General features: G+C 67.3%; 18 protein-coding genes. 9 read left to right on the top strand and 9 right to left on the bottom strand.

The genetic code is table 11. The features are described 5' to 3' along the window. Positions 1–50: 50 nt before the first annotated feature. The gene (locus tag LQD00_RS04685; protein ID WP_005201561.1) at positions 51–245 is read right to left on the bottom strand and encodes a ferredoxin; all 195 of its coding nucleotides are present in this window, start codon (positions 243–245) and stop codon (positions 51–53) included. Positions 246–390: 145 nt separating this feature from the next. Here LQD00_RS04685 and LQD00_RS04680 point away from each other — a divergent pair, with 145 nt between their 5' ends. The 4 genes from LQD00_RS04680 to LQD00_RS04665 all read left to right on the top strand — a co-directional run bounded on the left by LQD00_RS04680 (position 391) and on the right by LQD00_RS04665 (position 4,625). Then, on the top strand, positions 391–1,596 hold the full coding sequence (locus tag LQD00_RS04680) for an acyl-CoA dehydrogenase family protein (RefSeq protein ID WP_182372953.1): 1,206 nt from the start codon (positions 391–393) through the stop codon (positions 1,594–1,596). A 26-nt stretch (positions 1,597–1,622) separates the two neighbouring features. Continuing rightward, positions 1,623–2,744: an acyl-CoA dehydrogenase family protein gene (locus LQD00_RS04675; RefSeq protein ID WP_232715886.1), complete on the top strand. Its 1,122-nt coding sequence runs from the start codon at positions 1,623–1,625 to the stop codon at positions 2,742–2,744. Next, positions 2,741–4,294: an AMP-binding protein gene (locus LQD00_RS04670; protein ID WP_232715885.1), complete on the top strand. Its 1,554-nt coding sequence runs from the start codon at positions 2,741–2,743 to the stop codon at positions 4,292–4,294. Before LQD00_RS04675 ends, LQD00_RS04670 begins: the two co-directional genes overlap by 4 nt. 88 nt (positions 4,295–4,382) lie before the next feature. After that, positions 4,383–4,625 (top strand): hypothetical protein, encoded by a 243-nt coding sequence (locus LQD00_RS04665; protein ID WP_232715884.1) that lies wholly within the window; start codon positions 4,383–4,385, stop codon positions 4,623–4,625. 100 nt (positions 4,626–4,725) lie between these two features. Here the strand turns inward: LQD00_RS04665 and LQD00_RS04660 are convergent, their stop codons facing one another. Then, positions 4,726–5,865, bottom strand: coding sequence for an NAD(P)H-dependent flavin oxidoreductase (locus tag LQD00_RS04660; protein WP_232715883.1), 1,140 nt, complete (start codon positions 5,863–5,865; stop codon positions 4,726–4,728). A gap of 50 nt (positions 5,866–5,915) precedes the next feature. After that, positions 5,916–7,541 carry an acyl-CoA synthetase gene (locus tag LQD00_RS04655; RefSeq protein ID WP_232715882.1) on the bottom strand — a complete coding sequence of 542 codons (1,626 nt, stop codon included), beginning with the start codon at positions 7,539–7,541 and terminating at the stop codon, positions 5,916–5,918. 62 nt (positions 7,542–7,603) lie between these two features. On the opposite strand from LQD00_RS04655, the gene LQD00_RS04650 reads away from it, so the two are divergent. Beyond that, positions 7,604–8,425: a crotonase/enoyl-CoA hydratase family protein gene (locus LQD00_RS04650; protein WP_006866226.1), complete on the top strand. Its 822-nt coding sequence runs from the start codon at positions 7,604–7,606 to the stop codon at positions 8,423–8,425. Positions 8,426–8,441: 16 nt separating this feature from the next. Beyond that, the gene (locus LQD00_RS04645) at positions 8,442–9,443 is read left to right on the top strand and encodes a TIGR03617 family F420-dependent LLM class oxidoreductase (protein ID WP_232715881.1); all 1,002 of its coding nucleotides are present in this window, start codon (positions 8,442–8,444) and stop codon (positions 9,441–9,443) included. Positions 9,444–9,773: 330 nt separating this feature from the next. Here the strand turns inward: LQD00_RS04645 and LQD00_RS04640 are convergent, their stop codons facing one another. Continuing rightward, a complete protein-coding gene (locus LQD00_RS04640) occupies positions 9,774–10,811 on the bottom strand; it encodes an LLM class F420-dependent oxidoreductase (protein WP_232715880.1) in 1,038 nt (345 codons plus the stop codon). 92 nt (positions 10,812–10,903) lie between these two features. Here LQD00_RS04640 and LQD00_RS04635 point away from each other — a divergent pair, with 92 nt between their 5' ends. From LQD00_RS04635 to LQD00_RS04625, 3 genes are read left to right on the top strand one after another with little or no spacing between them, the layout of a single operon-like run. Continuing rightward, a complete protein-coding gene (locus tag LQD00_RS04635) occupies positions 10,904–11,947 on the top strand; it encodes a Zn-ribbon domain-containing OB-fold protein (RefSeq protein ID WP_232715879.1) in 1,044 nt (347 codons plus the stop codon). Then, positions 11,947–12,996: a thiolase domain-containing protein gene (locus LQD00_RS04630; RefSeq protein ID WP_232715878.1), complete on the top strand. Its 1,050-nt coding sequence runs from the start codon at positions 11,947–11,949 to the stop codon at positions 12,994–12,996. Before LQD00_RS04635 ends, LQD00_RS04630 begins: the two co-directional genes overlap by 1 nt. Beyond that, complete coding sequence (locus LQD00_RS04625; RefSeq protein ID WP_006866231.1) at positions 12,996–14,174, top strand: thiolase domain-containing protein; 1,179 nt, start codon at positions 12,996–12,998, stop codon at positions 14,172–14,174. The genes LQD00_RS04630 and LQD00_RS04625 overlap by 1 nt, the downstream gene beginning before the upstream one ends. Positions 14,175–14,217: 43 nt before the next feature. Here LQD00_RS04625 and LQD00_RS04620 read toward each other — a convergent pair whose 3' ends face one another. The 5 genes from LQD00_RS04620 to LQD00_RS04600 form a co-directional block, all read right to left on the bottom strand. Further along, the gene (locus LQD00_RS04620) at positions 14,218–14,766 is read right to left on the bottom strand and encodes a carboxymuconolactone decarboxylase family protein (protein WP_232715877.1); all 549 of its coding nucleotides are present in this window, start codon (positions 14,764–14,766) and stop codon (positions 14,218–14,220) included. Further along, positions 14,763–15,392 (bottom strand): hypothetical protein, encoded by a 630-nt coding sequence (locus LQD00_RS04615; RefSeq protein WP_232715876.1) that lies wholly within the window; start codon positions 15,390–15,392, stop codon positions 14,763–14,765. Before LQD00_RS04615 ends, LQD00_RS04620 begins: the two co-directional genes overlap by 4 nt. Further along, a complete protein-coding gene (locus LQD00_RS04610) occupies positions 15,389–15,868 on the bottom strand; it encodes an RNA polymerase sigma factor (RefSeq protein ID WP_308195922.1) in 480 nt (159 codons plus the stop codon). Before LQD00_RS04610 ends, LQD00_RS04615 begins: the two co-directional genes overlap by 4 nt. Before the next feature lie 177 nt (positions 15,869–16,045). After that, a complete protein-coding gene (locus LQD00_RS04605; protein WP_232715874.1) occupies positions 16,046–16,495 on the bottom strand; it encodes a nuclear transport factor 2 family protein in 450 nt (149 codons plus the stop codon). Beyond that, a complete protein-coding gene (locus tag LQD00_RS04600; protein ID WP_308195921.1) occupies positions 16,492–17,811 on the bottom strand; it encodes a cytochrome P450 in 1,320 nt (439 codons plus the stop codon). The genes LQD00_RS04605 and LQD00_RS04600 overlap by 4 nt, the downstream gene beginning before the upstream one ends. Positions 17,812–18,130: the final 319 nt, after the last annotated feature.

Genomic DNA, 18,130 nt, shown 5'->3' with positions numbered 1-18,130 from the left:
GTTCTAGCACGATTCCCGGTCGGATGGAACCGAACGGGACTTCAGCTCAGTCAGTCCTCCACGACCGAGAGTGCGGACTTGGGGCAGTTGGCCGCCACCTGTCGCAGTTCCTCGACACGGTCCGCGGGGATCTCTTCTTGGAGAATGACCAGGTAATCGTCATCGTCCAGGTCGAAGAAGTCCGGTGCCATCCCCACACAGATGGCATTGGACTCGCAAAGGTCGAAATCAGCCTTGATACGCATCAGAACCTTCTCCTCACCGGCTCGTCGCCTGTTGACGGGGCTGCCAGAACAGGTTAGAACGTGTTTCAGAAACTAGACGAGCCTTACCCCCATAACTTGACCACAAGCGGGGTCCGGACGCTAGCCACAGACCCATGGAGTTTCGATGCGAATCGCCTATACCGATCAACAGTCCGAGCTCCGGCGGGAGCTCCGCGCGTACTTCTCGAACCTGATGACCGAGGACCGCCGGGCCGCCCTGTCCGGCGGTGACGGCGGCGAACTCGGCGAGGGCGACGCCTACCGCGACGTCGTCGAACAGATGGGCGCCGACGGTTGGCTCGCCCTGGGCTGGCCCACCGAGTTCGGCGGCCAGAACCGTTCGATGATGGACCAGCTGATCTTCACCGACGAGGCCGCCATCGCGGGTGCGCCCGTCCCGTTCCTCACCATCAACTCCGTGGCGCCGACGATCATGCACTACGGCACCGAGGAGCAGAAAGCCTTCTTCCTGCCGCGCATCGCCGCAGGTAAGTTGCACTTCTCCATCGGTTACTCCGAGCCGGGCGCCGGTACCGACCTCGCCGCGCTGCGCACCACTGCGGTCCTCGACGGCGACGACTATGTGATCAACGGCCAGAAGATGTGGACCAGTCTGGTCCCGTACGCCGACTACATCTGGCTCGCCTGCCGCACCGACCCGTCGACGCTGCAGGAAGGCGGCAAGAAGCACAAGGGCATCTCGGTCCTCATCGTGCCGACGACCGCCGAGGGCTTCAGCTACACACCGGTGCACACGATGTCCGGCGTCGACACCAGCGCCACCTACTACCAGGACGTGCGGGTGCCGGCATCGTCGGTGGTCGGCGAGGTGGGCGGCGGCTGGCCCCTGGTCACCAACCAGCTCAACAACGAGCGGGTCGCGCTGTGCAGCGCGGCACCGATCCAGACCGCTCTGCGCGAGACGATCGCCTGGGCGCAGCAGACCAAGACCGGCGACGGCCAACGCGTCATCGACGCCCCGTGGGTTCAGCAGAACCTGGCCCGGGTGCATGCGAAGGTCGAGTTCCTCAAGCTCATCAACTGGAAGATCGCCTCGGCGGCCAGTTCCGGCGGCGCGCCGTCGCCGGCCGACGCCTCGGCGACCAAGGTGTACGGCACCGAGTTCGCGACCGAGGCCTACCGCCTGCTCATGGAAGTCGTCGGCCCGGCCGCGACGCTGCGCGCCGGCAGCCCCGGCGCCCACATCAACGGTCGCCTCGAACGCTTCCAGCGCACCTCGCTGATCCTCACCTTCGGTGGCGGCACCAACGAGATCCAGCGCGACATCATCGCCATGCTCGCCCTCGGCCTGCCGCACCAGCGTCGCTGACCCCACCCTCGAAAAGGCTCTCCACCATGGACTTCTCCCTCCCCGAATCCGGTGACGACGTCCGCGGCCTGGCCCGCGACATCGCCACCTCCGTCAGCACGCCCGAACGCGTCGCCGACCTCGAGTCGACCCACGCGCCGATCGACTCCGATCTCTGGCAGCAACTAGGCAGCGCCGGTCTGCTGGGACTCGAACTGTCGTCGGCGGCCGTCGGCGATGCCGGTGGCGACCTGAGCGTCATCGAGAACGCCCTCGTCGCAACCGAACTCGGCCGGGTGCTCGCACGGGTGCCGTTCGGCCAGCACGCGGTGGCCGCGCTGCCCGTGATCGCCGCACACGGTTCGTCCGGTCTGCGGGACCGGGTGCTGGCGTCCGCCGCGTCGGGTGGTCTCGTCGTGTCGGTGGCCATCGAGGAGGACCTGGGTTCGCCGACCGACTCCCCCATCACCGAGCTCTCTTCCGACGGTTCGCGGCTGTCCGGCGTCAAGGTGAACGTGCCCTACGCCGAGGCCGCTGATCTGTTGCTGGTCAACGCAACCGGACCCGACGGCATCGTCGTGGTGGCGGTTCCCACCACCGCGGACGGCATCCGGATCACCGCCACCCCGGCGACCGGACTGATCCCGACCGCGCAGGTCGAGTTCGACGACGTGCCGGTCGATTCCGACGCCGTGCTGGCGGGTTCGGACGTGGCTGACGCGCTGCGCGTCCGGGCCACGCTGGCGTGCAGCGCCGAGCAGACGGGCGTCGTCGAACGCGCACTGGAGCTGACCGCCGAATACGCCCGCGAGCGTGAGCAGTTCGGGCGTGCCATCGGCTCGTTCCAGGCAGTCGCCCAGCGTCTGGCCGACGGGTACATCGATGCTCAGGGGCTCGCCCTGACCACCACGCAGGCGGCCTGGCTGCTGGCCAACTCGGACAATGCCGGGGAGATCCACAACGCGATCGCCACCGCCAAGTTCTGGGCCGCCGAGGCGGGCCATCGGGTCGCGCACACGACGGTGCACGTCCACGGCGGCGTCGGCCTCGACACCAGCCATCCGGTCCATCGGTACTTCCTGCGCGCCAAGCACAACGAGTTCGCCTACGGTTCGGCGACCGCGTCGGTGCGCGCCATCGGCACCGAGTTGGCCGCCACCCCGGCGTGAGCGTTCCGGGCACCGTGACCCAGCGGTCCACGGTCGCCGGCCTGCTGGCCGACCTGTCCGACGTGACCGATCGCGGGGTGCACTTCGAGGAGTCGTTCACGCCCTGGGCGCGGCATCTGGACGATGCCGCCGTCCGGGCCGGCGTCCTGCTCGGCTGGTTGTCACCCGACCGGCCTCCGCACGTCGGTGTACTGCTCTCCAACACGGCGGAGTTCGCCGCACTGTTCGCGGCCGCGGCGCGGCACGGCTTCGTCCTTGTCGGCCTGAACACGACCCGACGCGGTGCCGCGCTCGCCGCCGACGTTGCACGCGCCGACTGTCAGATCGTGCTGTATGGCAACGACACCCGTGAACTGCTGACCGACGTCGATCTGGGTGACGTCCGTGTTGTCGACGTCGACGGTCCGGAGTGGTCGGCCGCGGTCGCGTCCGGTTCAGCAGCACCGGTTCTGGACGCCGCGCCAGACGATCTGCTGATGCTGATCTTCACGTCGGGAACCACCGGCGACCCGAAGGCCGTGCGCTGCACCCAACGCACCTTCGCGGTCAGCGGCCCGATGCTCGCCGAGCGTTTCGAGATCGGCGCCGATGACGTCGTCTACCTGTCGATGCCGATGTTCCACTCGAACGCGATGATCGCCGGCTGGAGTGTCGCGGTCGCGGGTGGAGCGTCGATCGCGTTGCGCCGCACCTTCTCTGCGCGCGGCTTCGTCGCCGATCTCCACCGCTACGGCGTGACCTACGCGAACTACGTCGGCAAGCCGCTGAACTACATCCTCGCCACCGACCCGCACCCCGATGACGCGTCGAGCTCGTTGCGGATCATGTACGGCAACGAGGCGTCGGCGGTGGACCGGCAGCGCTTCGCCGAGCGGTTCGGTTGCCGGGTCGTCGACGGTTTCGGTTCCACCGAGGGTGGTGTCGCCATCACCCGTACACCGGACACCCCGCACGATGCGCTCGGTCCGCTACGCGAACCGACGGCCGTCGTCGACGTCGAGTCCGGGGAACCCGTGCCGCCCGGTGTGATCGGCGAGATCGTGAACACCTCCGGCCCCGGCTTGTTCGCCGGCTACTACAACGATCCCGACGCCACCGCCGAACGTATGCGCGGCGGCGTCTACCACACCGGCGACCTCGCCTGGGTCGATGACGACGGTTACCTGCACTTCGCCGGGCGCCTCGGTGACTGGCTCCGCGTCGACGGTGAGAACCTCGGCACCGGCCCCATCGAGCGGATCCTGCTGCGGCATCCCGCGATTCGCCAGGTAGCCGTCCACGGCACCCCGGTCGAGATCGGCGACGAGATCGAGGCGGTGCTCGTCGCGGATTCCGGCCTGGACCCCGACGACTTCGCCGAGTTCCTGTCCGCGCAGAACGATCTCGGCCCGAAGCAGTGGCCGCACCGCGTGCGGATCGTCGACTCGCTTCCGGAGACGGCCACGTTCAAGACGGTGAAGCGCCTGCTTGCCTCCGACCCCACCCCGCCGACCTGGCGACGCGAAGGTCGCGCCTACCGCCCCTGGCACAAACCCACCCCTTTTCCGTAAACCCACCCGACGTCGATGGGGCGTGTCTACGGAACAGTGGTGGGTCTGTGATCGGTGGGACAGGGGAACGAGGTCGGGAGCCAGCACAGTGGACAAGCGTTTCTTCGGCCCGGCAACCCCGTTCGTGGCGATTGCCGCACTTGCCGTTTCGATGCTCGCTTACGCACTGCTGCGGGGGCTCGGACTCGTTCTCGTCGTTCTACTCCTCGTCATCGGCATAGTCGGAACGGTCGCCCATGGACGGACGCGCCAAGTGTGCACCGGCATCGCGACCGGGGCCCTGGTCTTCCTCGCCGGCTTCGCAATAGTAGGCGTCTTCTTCTTGAACTAGGCGTGCGCGCTGGTCCACAAGGAAACCCACCCCTTTTCGGCAGAATCACCACCCCTGAGGGTGCTGGGTCTGGCGAAAAGGGGTGGGTTTGTGGAGCGGGTCAGCCGTGGAGCGTCTTGTTCATTCGGCCGACGGCCTCCTCGTACTCGCTCACGAGGTCCGCGATGAGATCGGCGACCGGGGTGATCGCGTTGCAGCGCCCGACGATCTGGCCGGCGGGCATGGCGACGACGTCGGGGTTGTCAGCCGCCGAGATCCGCGCGTGCGCCTCCGCGACGAGCAGGTTCTGCAGCGGCATCGGCAACGGCTCGGGAGCGTTCTCGGCGTCCCAGGCGTCGGTCCAGGCGGTCTTCAGCAGACGGGCAGGCTTGCCCGAGTAGATACGACGACGCACCGTGTCCCGCGATGTCGCCTTGAGCAGTGCCTGCTGCACGGTCGACGGCTTGTCGGAGCCCTCGGGCACACCCAGCTTGTACTCCGCGGCGGTCAGCCAGTACGTCCCCATCCACACACCCTGTGCGCCGAGCGCGATGGCGGCGGCGATCTGGCGGCCGCTGCCGACGCCGCCGGCGGCGAGCACCGGGGCGGAGTCCCCGACCGCGTCGACGAGTTCGGGCCACAGGATCATCGAGGTGACCTCGCCGGTGTGGCCGCCGCCCTCGTAACCCTGCGCGATGACGATGTCGACGCCGGCCTCGACGTGGTGCAGCGCATGGTCTTTCGCGCCCGCAAGAGCCGCGACGAGCACACCGTTGTCGTGCGCGGTCTGGATGACGTCCGACGGCGGCGAGCCGAGGGCGTTCGCGATCAACTTGATCTGCCCGTACTTGCGACGATGCTCCATCGCAACGTCGACGTGAGAGCGGGCCACCGAATGCAGCCAGCCCAGCACACCCGAGTTCACGCGTTCCTCACCGGGCAGCGCCGGGACGCCGAGATCGTCAAGGGTGCGCTCGACGAACGCGCGATGCTCCGGCGGGATCATGGAGTCCAGGTCGACCTTCGAACCCTCGGTGGGGATCTTGGCCGGCATCACGATGTCGACGCCGAAGGGTTTCCCGTCGGTGTTCTCGTGCATCCACTCGAGGACCTCGTCGAGTTCCTCGGCCTCGTTGAACCGCACGCAGCCGAGCACGCCGAGCCCGCCGGCCCGGCTGATCGCCGCAGCGACGTCCTGGCTGGGGGTGAACCCGAAGATCGGGTACTCGATGCCGAACTTGTCGGCGAGTTCTGTACGCATTCTGCTTCTTCTCGTTTCCGGCGCTCTACGGCGCCTGTCACTCTTCGGCGCTACAGCGCTTCGTCGGCGGGTCGTTCGGCGGTGACCGACGCCCCCCAGCGGTAATCGGGTTTTCCTGCGGGCGAACGCTTGATCTCGTCGACGAACCAGACACTGCGCGGGCACTTGTAACCGGCCAGCTCCTTGCGGACGACGTCGTTGAGACTCTCCAGGGTGGGGCGGGCTCCGTCGCGGGCGGCGATGACCGCGGCGACGCGCTGACCCCAACGGTCGTCGGCGACCCCCACCACGACGGTGTCGAAGACGTCGGGATGCGCCTTGAGCGCGCCCTCGACCTCCTCCGGGAAGACCTTCTCGCCACCGGTGTTGATCGACACCGAGCCGCGGCCGAGCATCGTGATGCTGCCGTCGGCCTCGAGCACGGCGTTGTCGCCCGGGAGCGAGTAACGCACGCCGTTGAAGACCTTGAATGTCTTCGCCGACTTCTCCGGGTCGTTGTGATAGCGCAGCGGCACATGGCCGGACCGTGCCAACACCCCGACCTCGCCGCTGCCCGGTTCCACCGGCGTGCCGTCCTCGCGGAGGACGTGGGTCTCGCTGTCGGCGTTCACGCGCGGGCCACCGGTGTGCGGCGTGCCCTTCGCGACGATGCCCAGACCGCCGAAACCGGTTTCCGACGAGCCGATCGCGTCGACGATCACCGCGTTCGGGAACCGTTCCAGGAACTGCTCTTTCACGCTCGGCGAGAACAGGCAGGCGGACGAGGCGATCGACACGACACTCGACAGGTCGTACTCCTTGCCCTGCCCGAGAGCCTCGACCATGGGGCGCCCCATGGCATCTCCGGTGATGAACACGACGTTGACCTTGTGACGTTCGACGATCTCCCAGGCCGACGCCCCGCTGAAGTCCGGGTACACCACCGCTTTTCCGCCGGCGAACAACGACTGGAAGATCGCCCACTGCGAGCCGCCGTGGATGAACGGCGGGATCGGGTACCGGACCAGCTGCCCGCCTTCGGCGCCGGTCTTCGCGAGGTGCCACTCGTCGGGGATGGGTTCGCTGGTGTACCAGTCGATTCCGCCGCCGAGGACGCGCCACACGTCCTCTTGGCGCCAGACGACGCCCTTCGGCTTTCCGGTGGTGCCGCCGGTGTAGAGCATGTACAGGTCGTCGTTCGACCGTTCCTCGAAGTCGCGTTCCGAAGACGACTCGGCGATGGCGTCCTCGTAGCGGATCGCGTCGCCGTGGCCCTCGCAGCACAGGTCTTCCGACGTCCCGTCCTCGATCGCGATGCGAGACTCGATGGAAGGCGATTTCGGTAACGTGTTGCACACGCGCGACGAGTAGCGGCGCTCGTGGATCAGGACCTTCATCCCGGAGTCGGTGAAGATGTGCTCGAGTTCGGCCTCGACGTAGCGGTAGTTCACGTTCACCATGACCGCCCGGGCCTTGAAGATCGCGATCATCGCCTCGACCGACTCGATGGTGTTTCTGCTGTACAGACCCACCCGGTCGCCGGGCTGCACACCCAGCTCGCGGAGCTTGTGGGCGAGCGCGTTGGATCGCGCCTCGAGCTCCGCATACGTCCGGCTACGGTCGCCGGATTCCAGCGAGACGCGCTCGGGAACCAGGTCGACGGCATGCTCGATGAGATCGGCGATCGTATAGGCCATGGCTCCAAAATTAGAACGTGTTATCGTTCTGGGCAAGTGCGGAATATGACCGGGAGACAGCGATGACCACAGCCACCCCCACCGAGTCCGTCACCGACAAGGCTCCCGAGTGCCTCGTCGAGAAGCGCGGACACATTCTCATCGTCACGATGAACCGTCCGGAGGCGCGCAACGCGCTCTCCACCGAGATGATGCGGATCATGACCGAGGCCTGGGATCAGGTCGATTCCGACCCCGACATCCGGGTCGCGATCCTCACCGGTGCAGGCGGGTACTTCTGCGCCGGCGCCGACCTCAAGAGCATGAACAAGCAGGCCCCGGGCGACACCGTCGACTCCGGCGCCTGGAACCCGGCGTCCCTGCCGGCGCTGCTGAAGGGCCGTCGCCTGACCAAGCCGCTGATCGCCGCGGTCGAGGGACCGGCCATCGCCGGCGGTACCGAGATCCTGCAGGGCACCGACATCCGCATCGCCGGTGAGAGCGCGAAGTTCGGTGTCTCCGAGGCCCGTTGGGGCCTGTACCCGATGGGCGGCAGCGCGGTGCGCCTCGTCCGTCAGATTCCCTACACCGTCGCCTGCGACATCCTGCTGACCGGCCGCCACGTCACCGCACGTGAGGCCCTCGAGTACGGCCTCATCGGCCACGTCGTCGAGGACGGCAAGGCCCTCGACAAGGCGCTCGAGCTGGCCGAGAAGATCGCCGCCAACGGCCCGCTCGCCGTTCAGGGCATCCTCAAGACCATCCGTGACACCGAGGGTCTGCACGAACTCGACGCCTTCGAGCTCGACGCGAAGATCGGCGTCTCGGTCTTCAAGTCGAAGGACGCCAAGGTCGGCCCCCGTGCGTTCGCCGAGAAGCGCACACCGGAGTTCACCGGCGAGTGAGGGCCACCGACCCCCGGTGAGAATCCACACCGCACTCTTCGGCCCGCAGCAGGCGGTCGACCGCACCCGGGCACTCCGGGACGTCGGGATCGACGGGGTGTTCACCTTCGACGGCCCGCACGATGTCTTCAGTCCCCTGTTCGGTGCGGCCGGCGTCGACGACGTCGCGCTGATGACCAACGTCGCGATCGCGTTCCCGCGCAATCCGATCACCGTCGCCCACCAGGCCAACGATCTCCAGCTGCTCAGCGGCGGCCGGTTCACGCTCGGTCTCGGCACCCAGATCCGCCCGCAGATCGAGAAGCGGTTCGGGGTGCCGTTCGAGCGTCCGGTCGACCGGATGGTCGAGTTCGTCTCCGCACTGCGCGCGATCTTCGACTGCTGGCAGAACGGCACCCGCCTCGACTTCGACGGCGAGTTCTACCGACATCGGCTCATGACGCCGATGTTCAACCCGGGACCGAATCCGCACGGGTTCCCGCCGATCTTCGTCGGCGCCCTCGGGCCGCGGCTGACGCGTGCAGTCGCCGAACACGCCGACGGCCTGCTGGTCATGCCGTTCACCACCGACCGGTTCGTTCGCGAATCGATCCTGCCGCGCGTCGACGCCGGACTGTCGGCGTCGGGGCGCCGTCGCGAGGACTTCTCGGTGGTTCCGGAAATCATCGTCGCCACCGGTCGCACCGAGGAGGAGTTCGAGACCTCGGTCGGCGCAGCGCGGCGACTGCTGTCCTTCTACGGCTCGACGCCCGCCTACCGTCCGGTCCTCGAGATGCACGGCTACGGCGATCTGCAGACCGAACTCAACCTGCTGTCGAAGCAGGGGCGCTGGGCCGAGATGGTCGGACTCGTCGACGACGAACTCCTCGAACTCATCGCCGCCCACGGCAGCCCCCGCGATGTGGCCGCGACGATCCGCGCACGCTCGCACGACATCGCCACGGATGTCGCCATCTACCAACCGTTTCCGCTCGCCGACGAGACGCTCGCCGAGATCATGGACAGCCTCGACGAGTAGCGCACACCCCTCGATGCCTGAGGTGCGGGGAGTGCAACGCACCCAGGTCCGCTGCCTGAGGTGCGAGGAGCGCAAGCGACGAGCCACGAAGGCCTGGTGAGATGACGTCACCAGCCCTTCGTGGCTCGCTGCGCTCGCACCTCAGGGAGCGAAGGGGGCCACCGCCCGCACCTCAGGGAGCGAAGGGGGCCACCGCCCGCACCTCAGGGTCGAAGAAAACCCACCACCTCACCTCAGGGAGCAAAGGAAACCCACCGCCCTCACCTCAGGGAGCGAAGCGGACCATCGCTCGCACCTCGGGGTGCGAAGGCGGCCAGAGAGCAGCGAGTGCTACACCAGCGTCGCGAGCTGCCGGATCGTGTCGGTGTCGCGGGCGGTGACCATCAGCATGGTGACGCCTGCGGCCTCCCACTCCTTGATCTGTGCACGGACCTCGTCGGCAGTGCCGACGAGCATCGTCTCGCGGACCATCTCGTCGGGAACGGCGGCCATCGCCTCGGCCTTCTTGCCGCTGAGGAACAGGCTGACGATCTCGTCGACCGCGTCGCCGTAACCCATCCGCTTGTAGAGCTCGGCGTGAAAGTTCTTCTCCTTGGCGCCCATTCCGCCGACGTACAGCGCCGTCGACGGCCGGTACCGTTCGATCGCCGACGCCACGTCGTCGGTGATGACGACCTGCACGGTGGCGGCGACCTCGAAGTCCTCACGACTGCGTCGGGCGCCCGGACGGGCGAAACCCTCGTCGAGCCAGGAGTTGTACTGGTCGGCGAGTCCGAGGCTGAAGAAGATGGCGAGCCAGCCGTCGGCGATCTCGGCGGTCTGCGCGACATTCTTCGGACCTTCGGCGCCGAGCCAGATCGGGAGGTCGGCGCGGAGTGGATGGGTGATCGGCTTGAGTGGCTTGCCGAGTCCGGTGGCGCCGGGCGCGTCGGCGGGGTACGGCAGCGGATAGTGCGGCCCGTCGTTGGTGACCTTGCCGGCGCGGGCGAGCACGTCGCGGACCACCTGGACGTATTCGCGGGTGCGCGCCAACGGTTTTCCGAACGGTTCGCCGTACCACCCCTCCACCACCTGAGGCCCGGAGACACCGAGGCCGACTATGTGCCTGCCGTTCGACAGGTGGTCCAGGGTCAGCGCGTGCATGGCCAGCGATGTCGGCGGACGTGCCGACAACTGGGCCACCGCCGTCCCGAGTCGGATGCGCGACGTCGCCGCGCCCCACCATGCCAGCGGCGTGTACGCGTCCGATCCCCACGACTCCGCGGTGAACACCGCGTCGAACCCGCATTCCTCCGCGACCGCGATCAACTCCGGCGCGTTCGGGATCGGCTCGGCACCCCAATAACCGAGTTGCAGACCGAGCTTCACTCGCACTCCCCTCTCGCCGGACCGTGCGGATCTCACGGCCTGACATGCATCTTGTGTCCAATACTAGAACGTGTTCTACTCAAGTTGTGAGCATGAGCGTAACGTCTCCCGCCGCCGGCAACCCCATCGCCAGTCCCGTTGCCACGGTGCCCGAGCCGAAGTCCCCGATCCTGACCGCTCCCCTGATCAACTCCTTCGACTACACCCGGTCGCTGGGCCCGGTGCTGAGCCAGTTCGCGCTCGCACTGCGCGACGGCCGGATCGTGGGGTCGAAGGGCAGTGACGGCAAAGTGTCTGTGCCGCCGGTCGAATTCGACCCGGTCACCGGACAGCAGTCGACGGAGATCGTGGAGGTCTCGACAGTCGGCACCGTCACGAGCTGGACCTGGCACGACGACTCGGTGCCCGGACAGCCGCTCGACAAGCCGTTCGCCTGGGCCCTGATCGAACTCGACGGCGCGGACACCGCACTGCTGCATGCGGTTTCGGTCGATTCGCCGTCGGACATCTCGACCGGCCAGCGTGTGCACGCGGTGTTCTCCGCGGCACGGATCGGCCGCATCGACGACATCGCGTACTTCGCGCCGGGTGAGAGCACCGACGCCGCACCGGAGAACACCGCGGAGGCACCGAAGGGCGCCGACACCGGACTCGTCGTCATCCCGACTCCCATCACCACCGAGATCACCCACTCCGCCAACGAGGAGGAGTCGGTCTACCTCGAGGGCCTGAAGGCGGGCAAGCTCATCGGTACCCGAATCGGTTCGGGCGTCGACGAGGGCCGCGTCTACTTCCCGCCCCGCGGGGTGAGTCCCGCCGACGGGTCGCCGGCCGTCGAACGCGTCGAACTCGCGCACACCGGCATCGTGACGACGTTCTGCATCGTCAACGTGCCGTTCCAGGGCCAGCGGATCAAACCGCCGTACGTCGCGGCCTACGTGCTCCTCGACGGCGCCGACATCCCCTTCCTGCACCTCATCCTCGACTGCGAGGCCGCCGACGTCCGAATGGGTATGCGCGTCAAGGCCGTCTGGCTACCCGAGGACAAGTGGGAGCACTCGATCGGCAACATCAGCCACTTCGCCCCCACCGGTGAACCCGACGCCGAGTACGAGACCTACAAGGACCACCTCTGATGACACTGCCACCCATCGCGATCATCGGGTTCGCCCACAGCCCCAACGTGGAGGGAACCCACGGCACCACCAACGGTGTCGAGATGCTCATCCCCTGCTTCGACAAGCTCTACGCCGAGCTGGGCATCAACCGGACCGATATCGAGTTCTGGTGCAGCGGGTCGTCGGATTACCTTGCCGGCCGCGCCTTCTCGTTCATCTCCGCCATCGACTCGATCGGTGCGATGCCGCCGATCAACGAATCCCACGTCGAGATGGACGGCGCCTGGGCGCTGTACGAGGCCTGGGTGAAGATCGCCACCGGCGAGGTCGACCTGGCTCTCGCCTACGGCTTCGGCAAGCCGTCCGCGGGCAACACCGACCAGACCCTCGCCCTGCAGACCGACCCCTACACGGTCGCGCCCCTGCACCCCGATGCCCGGTCACTGGCCGCGCTGCAGGCACGCGCCGGCATCGACGCCGGAACCTGGACCGAGGCCGACATGGCCGCCATCGGCGCCCGCACCTCCGGCGGATCGGTCGACGATCTCCTGGCGGGTGACTACGTCGCAAATCCGCTGCGCCGCCACGACATCGCGCCCTACACCGACGCGGCTGCGGCCGTCATCATCGCGAGCGAGCGCAAAGCCCGTGAGCTGGTGGCCAATCCGGCGTTCGTGACCGGTTGGGACCATCGCATCGACACGCCGAACTTCGGTTCCCGGGACCTCACCGTCTCGCCGTCGACGAAGCTCGCCGGCGACACCGCGTTCGGCGACGCGAACCGTGCCGTCGACGTCGCCGAGATCCACGCGCCGTACTCCCACCAGGAGATCATCGTGCGCAATGCCCTGGGTCTCCCCGATTCGGTGCGGATCAACCCGTCCGGCGGCGCACTCGCCGGCAACTCGCTGTTCTCGGCCGGCCTGCAGCGCATCGGCTACGCAGCGCACGAAATCCTCAGCGGCAACGCGGGAACCGCCGTCGCCCATGCGACGAGCGGTCCGCTGCTGCAGCAGAACATGGTGGTCACCCTGAGCGCCCAGAACAACTCCGGAGGCGGGAACTGATGGGACACAAGAACCGTGCGGCGGTCCTCGGTACCGGCCAGACCCGTTATGTCGCCAAGCGTTCCGACGTCACGATGGCCGGGATGGTCCGCGAGGCCATCGATGCGGCACTGATCGACTCCAAGGTCTCACTCGACGACATCGACGCGATCGTCATCGGCAAGGCACCCGACCTCTTCGAGGGTTCGATGATGCCCGAGCTCGCGATGGCCGAGGCGATCGGCGCGGTGGGCAAGCGGCTGATCCGCGTGCACACCGCCGGCTCGGTCGGTGGCTCGACCGCGAACGTCGCCGCGTCCCTGGTCTTCGCCGGCGTCCACAAGCGCGTGCTCGCCGTCGCCTGGGAGAAGCAGTCCGAGTCCAATGCGATGTGGGCGCTGTCGATCCCGGTGCCGTTCACCAAGCCGGTCGGCGCCGGCGCGGGCGGCTTCTTCGCCCCGCACGTGCGCTCCTACATCCGCCAGTCGGGTGCGCCCGAGCATATCGGCGCCATGGTCGCGGCGAAGGATCGCCGCAACGGTGCACTCAATCCCCTGGCGCACCTGCACCAGCCGGATCAGAGCGTCGAGAAGGTCATGAGCTCACAGATGCTCTGGGACCCCATCCGTTACGACGAGACGTGCCCGTCGTCGGACGGTGCGTGCGCGGTCGTCATCGGTGACGAACAGGTCGCCGACGATGCGGTCGCCGCCGGCAACCCGGTGGCCTGGATCCACGCCACCGCGATGCGCACCGAGCCGCTGTCCTTCGCACACCGCAACGTGGTGAGCCCGCAGGCCGGCCGCGACGCCGCAGCCGCCCTGTGGAAGGCGGGTGGCATCAGCAATCCGCTCGACGAGATCGACGTCGCCGAGATCTACGTGCCGTTCTCGTGGTTCGAACCGATGTGGCTGGAGAACCTCGGGTTCGCCGCCGAGGGTCAGGGCTGGAAGCTGACCGAGTCGGGAGACACCGAGATCGGTGGCCGCATCCCGCTCAACGCCTCGGGCGGCGTGCTGTCGTCGAACCCGATCGGCGCGTCGGGCATGATCCGCTTCGCCGAGGCCGCGATCCAGGTCATGGGCAAAGCCGGGGACCATCAGGTCGACGGAGCCCGCAAGGCCCTGGGCCATGCCTACGGCGGTGGCTCACAGTACTTCTCGATGTGGCTCGTCGGAGCCGACAAGCCGCTCCACTGACCGGCGTTTCGTAGCATTCATGCGCACCATATGCGCATGAATGCTACGAAACCCGTTCGGGCAGAGCGCAGGCCGCGCCGTCGGACATCCCGGTCGGGCGGACGCCCAGCGACTGGTTCAGTCGTGCCCGCTGATTCTCCCAGGCGACGGTCATCGCGAGTTCGACGATCTGCGCCTCCGTGAGGTGTTCACCGAGGCGTCGACGCAGGTCCGCCAGGTCGTCCCCCACCGCCGGGGTCATGGTCATCGCCTCCGCGTAGGCGATAACGAGTTTCTCGACCTCGTTGTAGGCCGACGACGTCTGATAGCGCGGCAGGTCGCGCATCTGCTGTTCGGTGACACCGGAACTCACGGCCAGCGCCGACCCGATGTCGAGGCAGAACTCGCAGCTCACCATCCCGGCGGCCTTGAGTTCGGCGAGCTCCTTGAGTTTCGGGTCCACCTTGTTGGACAGCAACAGTGCGCTCTCCACCCCGACGGTCGCCCCGGCGAGCAGGGGCCGGCGCCCGAGTTGCCGGACGAGGTCGGTGCGATGACGTTTCGCTTGCCCGAACGCACGCATGTGGTTCCGGATTCGATGCAGTGATCTCATACCGGTTCTTCCCGTCCTCGCCTGCGGCTGTAACGCCACGCGACCGAGAATGCGAGCAACAGAACGATCGCCGCCAGCCCCGCCGCCCCGTGCGCCACGGCGCCCCACGCGAACACCCCGATCTCGTGCACGCCGCGACCACCCATGATCAGTCCGAGCGGCACCCCGACGATGACCGCCACCGGCAACCATCGGCGCCGCGTCGACGCCACCGCGATCGCGGCGCCGATGGCGATGAACGCAAGACCCCCGTCGATCATCGCGTGTTGATTGTGCGGCTCTCCGAGCGATGTCGAGATCCACTCACCGGCAACCATGTTGACGACCCCGTGGACGGCCAGCACGACGCCGAGCACGGCGGCGGCCACCTGGGCCGGCAACCACTGCCGTCGACTCCGCCGCGGCCTCGCCTCGGCCACCCGTCGCTCCACGGCGGCATATGTCGACGCGGACGGCTCGCGCCGGAACGCGTCGGCCAGCGCGACCAGCGCGACCAGCGCGGAGTTTACCGGTCCCGGCCGGGCCGAACCGGACAGAACGGCGGCGATCTCGTCGTCGAGACGCTCAGCAGCCGCGACCTCGACCGGATCGAAGGCCGCCTCCTCATACGGATCCTGCGGCGTCACTGCTGCATCACCTCCCTCAGCTTTGCCACGCCCCGGTAGACGAGCATCCGGGCGGCGGTCGCCGAGATCCCCATCGCCGCGCCGATCTCCTCGGAGGTCAGCTCGGTGGCGAATCGCAACGTGACCGCCTCACGCTCCCGGGCGGTGAGCACCCACAGCCTGCTGCGGACGTCATCGGCCTCTGCGGCGCGCAGCACCGCCGTCTCCGGATCCTCCGCCGCGGCCCCGGGACGGTCGGTGTCGACATCCACCTCGGCCACGGGCACCTCTCGAGCGTTGCCCGCCCACCAGTCCGCCACGACGTGCCGGGCGATCCCGATGAGCCATGCGCCGATCGTGCCGCGCCGTTCGTCGAAGCCACGTTGTGAACGGATCGCCTTGGCGAACACCTCCGCGGTCACGTCGTCGGCGTCGGCGTCTCCGGGCACGCGGGTACGCACGTAGCGCCAGACCCCCGCAACGTGTTCGCGGTACACCGCGTCGAACTGGTCGATTGCGCCGGACTCCGAGTTCTCGCACCTTTCGTGTCGACGTTCCCTCGACTCATCTTCCGCCTTTCCCCGCCGGCCGTAACGGCGGACCGGACGAAAGAACCGCGGGCGGGACAGGTGACATTGTCACCGGTCCCGCCCGCGGCGGATCGTTGTGCGAGGTCAGGCCTTGCGCACCGAGTTGATCGTCTTCTCGACCTCCCAGTAGGCCCGGAGCGCCGAGAGTCGGCCCTCCGAGTCGGCGTGATAGGTGAACACGCCGCGCGCCTCGGAGACGTGACCTGCGATGTGGGTGACGATGCTGCCGATGTAGGCGACCTCGTTCCCGCAGATGATCTCCTCGTCGAAGCGGAACTCGATGCTCTCGGTCGCCGCGATCGACTTGTCCCAGAACTCCGAGATGCGGTCGTACCCCCGGAATCCGACACCCTCCGGGTCGAACATCGAGGGGCCCACCGGATCCTGGACGATGGCGTCCGGCGCGAAGTTGTCGATCCACGCCTGCTTGTCGCGGGACTCCACGAACTCTCTGGAACGACGCCCCGCCACGACCGCGGGATGACTCTCGCGGTCAATGTTCAGGTAGGCGGGCGCCTCTTCAGCTGCGGTCACTTCGTCCCGTAGTCGACGCGGAGTTCCTTGACACCATTGATCCACCCGTGGCGGAGACGACGCGGTGCGTCGAGTTTGGTGATGTCGGGGACGAGGTCGGCCAGCGCGTTGAACATCAGGTTGATCTCCATGCGCGCGAGGTTGGCGCCGACGCAGAAGTGCGCACCGTTGCCACCGAAACCGACGTGCGGGTTGGGGTCGCGGAGGATGTTGAACGAGAACGGATCCTCGAACACCTCTTCGTCGTAGTTGGCCGATCCGTAGAACAGGCCGACGCGCTCGCCCTTCTTGATGTCGACGTCGCCGATCTGCGTGTCGCGCTTGGCGGTTCGCTGGAAGGCGTTGACCGGGGTGGCCCAGCGGACGATCTCGTCGACCGCGGTCGCCGGCCGCTCCTTCTTGAACAGCTCCCACTGATCGGGGTGATCGAGGAAGGCGTTCATGCCGTGGCTGATGGCGTTACGCGTGGTCTCGTTGCCCGCGACGGTCAGCAGGATGAAGAAGAAGCCGAACTCGGTCTCGTCGAGCGACTGGCCGTCGATGTCGGCGTTGACCAGTTTGGTGACGATGTCGTCACCCGGGTTGCGACGCTTCTCCTCGGCCATCTGGTAGCCGTAGCCGAGGATCTCGGCGTTGGCCTGCTGCGGATCCGTCGTATAGTCCGGATCGTCGGCGTTCATCATCGAGTTCGACCAGTCGAACAGCTTCTCGCGATCCTCCTGAGGGACACCGAGGAGGTCGGCGATGGCCAGCAGCGGAAGGTCGACGGCGACGTCCTTGACGAAGTCGCCGGAGCCCTTCTGCGCTGCACGCGAGACGATCTCGCGTGCGGCGTCGTCGAGCTTCTCCTCGAGCGAATGCACCGCACGAGGGGTGAACAGCTTGGAGACCAGCTTGCGCAGACGGGTGTGCTCCGGCGGATCGTGGTTGATCAGCAGCGCCTTGGTGATCTCGATCTGCTCCGAGGTCATGTCGTCCTCGAAGCGCATGATCACGCCGTTCGCGTTGGTCTCCCAGTCATCGTTGTTCTTGGAGATCTCGCGGATGTGGGCGTGCTTGGAGATCACCCAGTACCCGCCGTCGTGGAAACCACCACCCTTGCCGGGCGCCTGGGCGTTCCACCAGACCGGCGCGGTCTTGCGGAGCTGCGCGAACTCCTCCACAGGGATTCCCTGCTCGAGCAGATCAGGGTTGGTGAAGTCCCAACCCTCCTGCTCCATGAACGAGCACTTCGCGACGACGTCGGAAGGGCTCGTGCGCGCAGAATCCGCCGTTGTCGGCTCACTGCCGATCGGGGCACTCTGGGCCTGGGTCACGTCACACCACCTCGCTGGAGATTTAGAACCTGTTTCAATCTCATTAGACCACATTGTGACACACGCGACAGCCCCCGATGAGAACTTGTTCTAGTTTTCGGCAGCTACAGGCGGCCCCACCTGCGGACTTGGTCCGCGGAACAAGTAACATCCGCTACGTTCCAGTGGGCGGCAGACAGGCGTCGGACCGTGGCCAGACGCGGCCGCGAACAGGCTTCGAGGACTGCCCATGGACGCAAAGATAGAACATGTTCTAGCTTGAATGCACGGCCTCGACACCTCCGTCGAAGCGCCGTCTACCCGCAAACGACGGACTGGT

The sequence above is a fragment of the Gordonia metallireducens genome, from assembly GCF_021245825.1.
Lineage (GTDB): Bacteria > Actinomycetota > Actinomycetes > Mycobacteriales > Mycobacteriaceae > Gordonia > Gordonia namibiensis.
The sequence above is the reverse complement of the archived record's forward strand: the minus strand, read 5'-3'. Positions and strand labels throughout refer to the sequence as shown.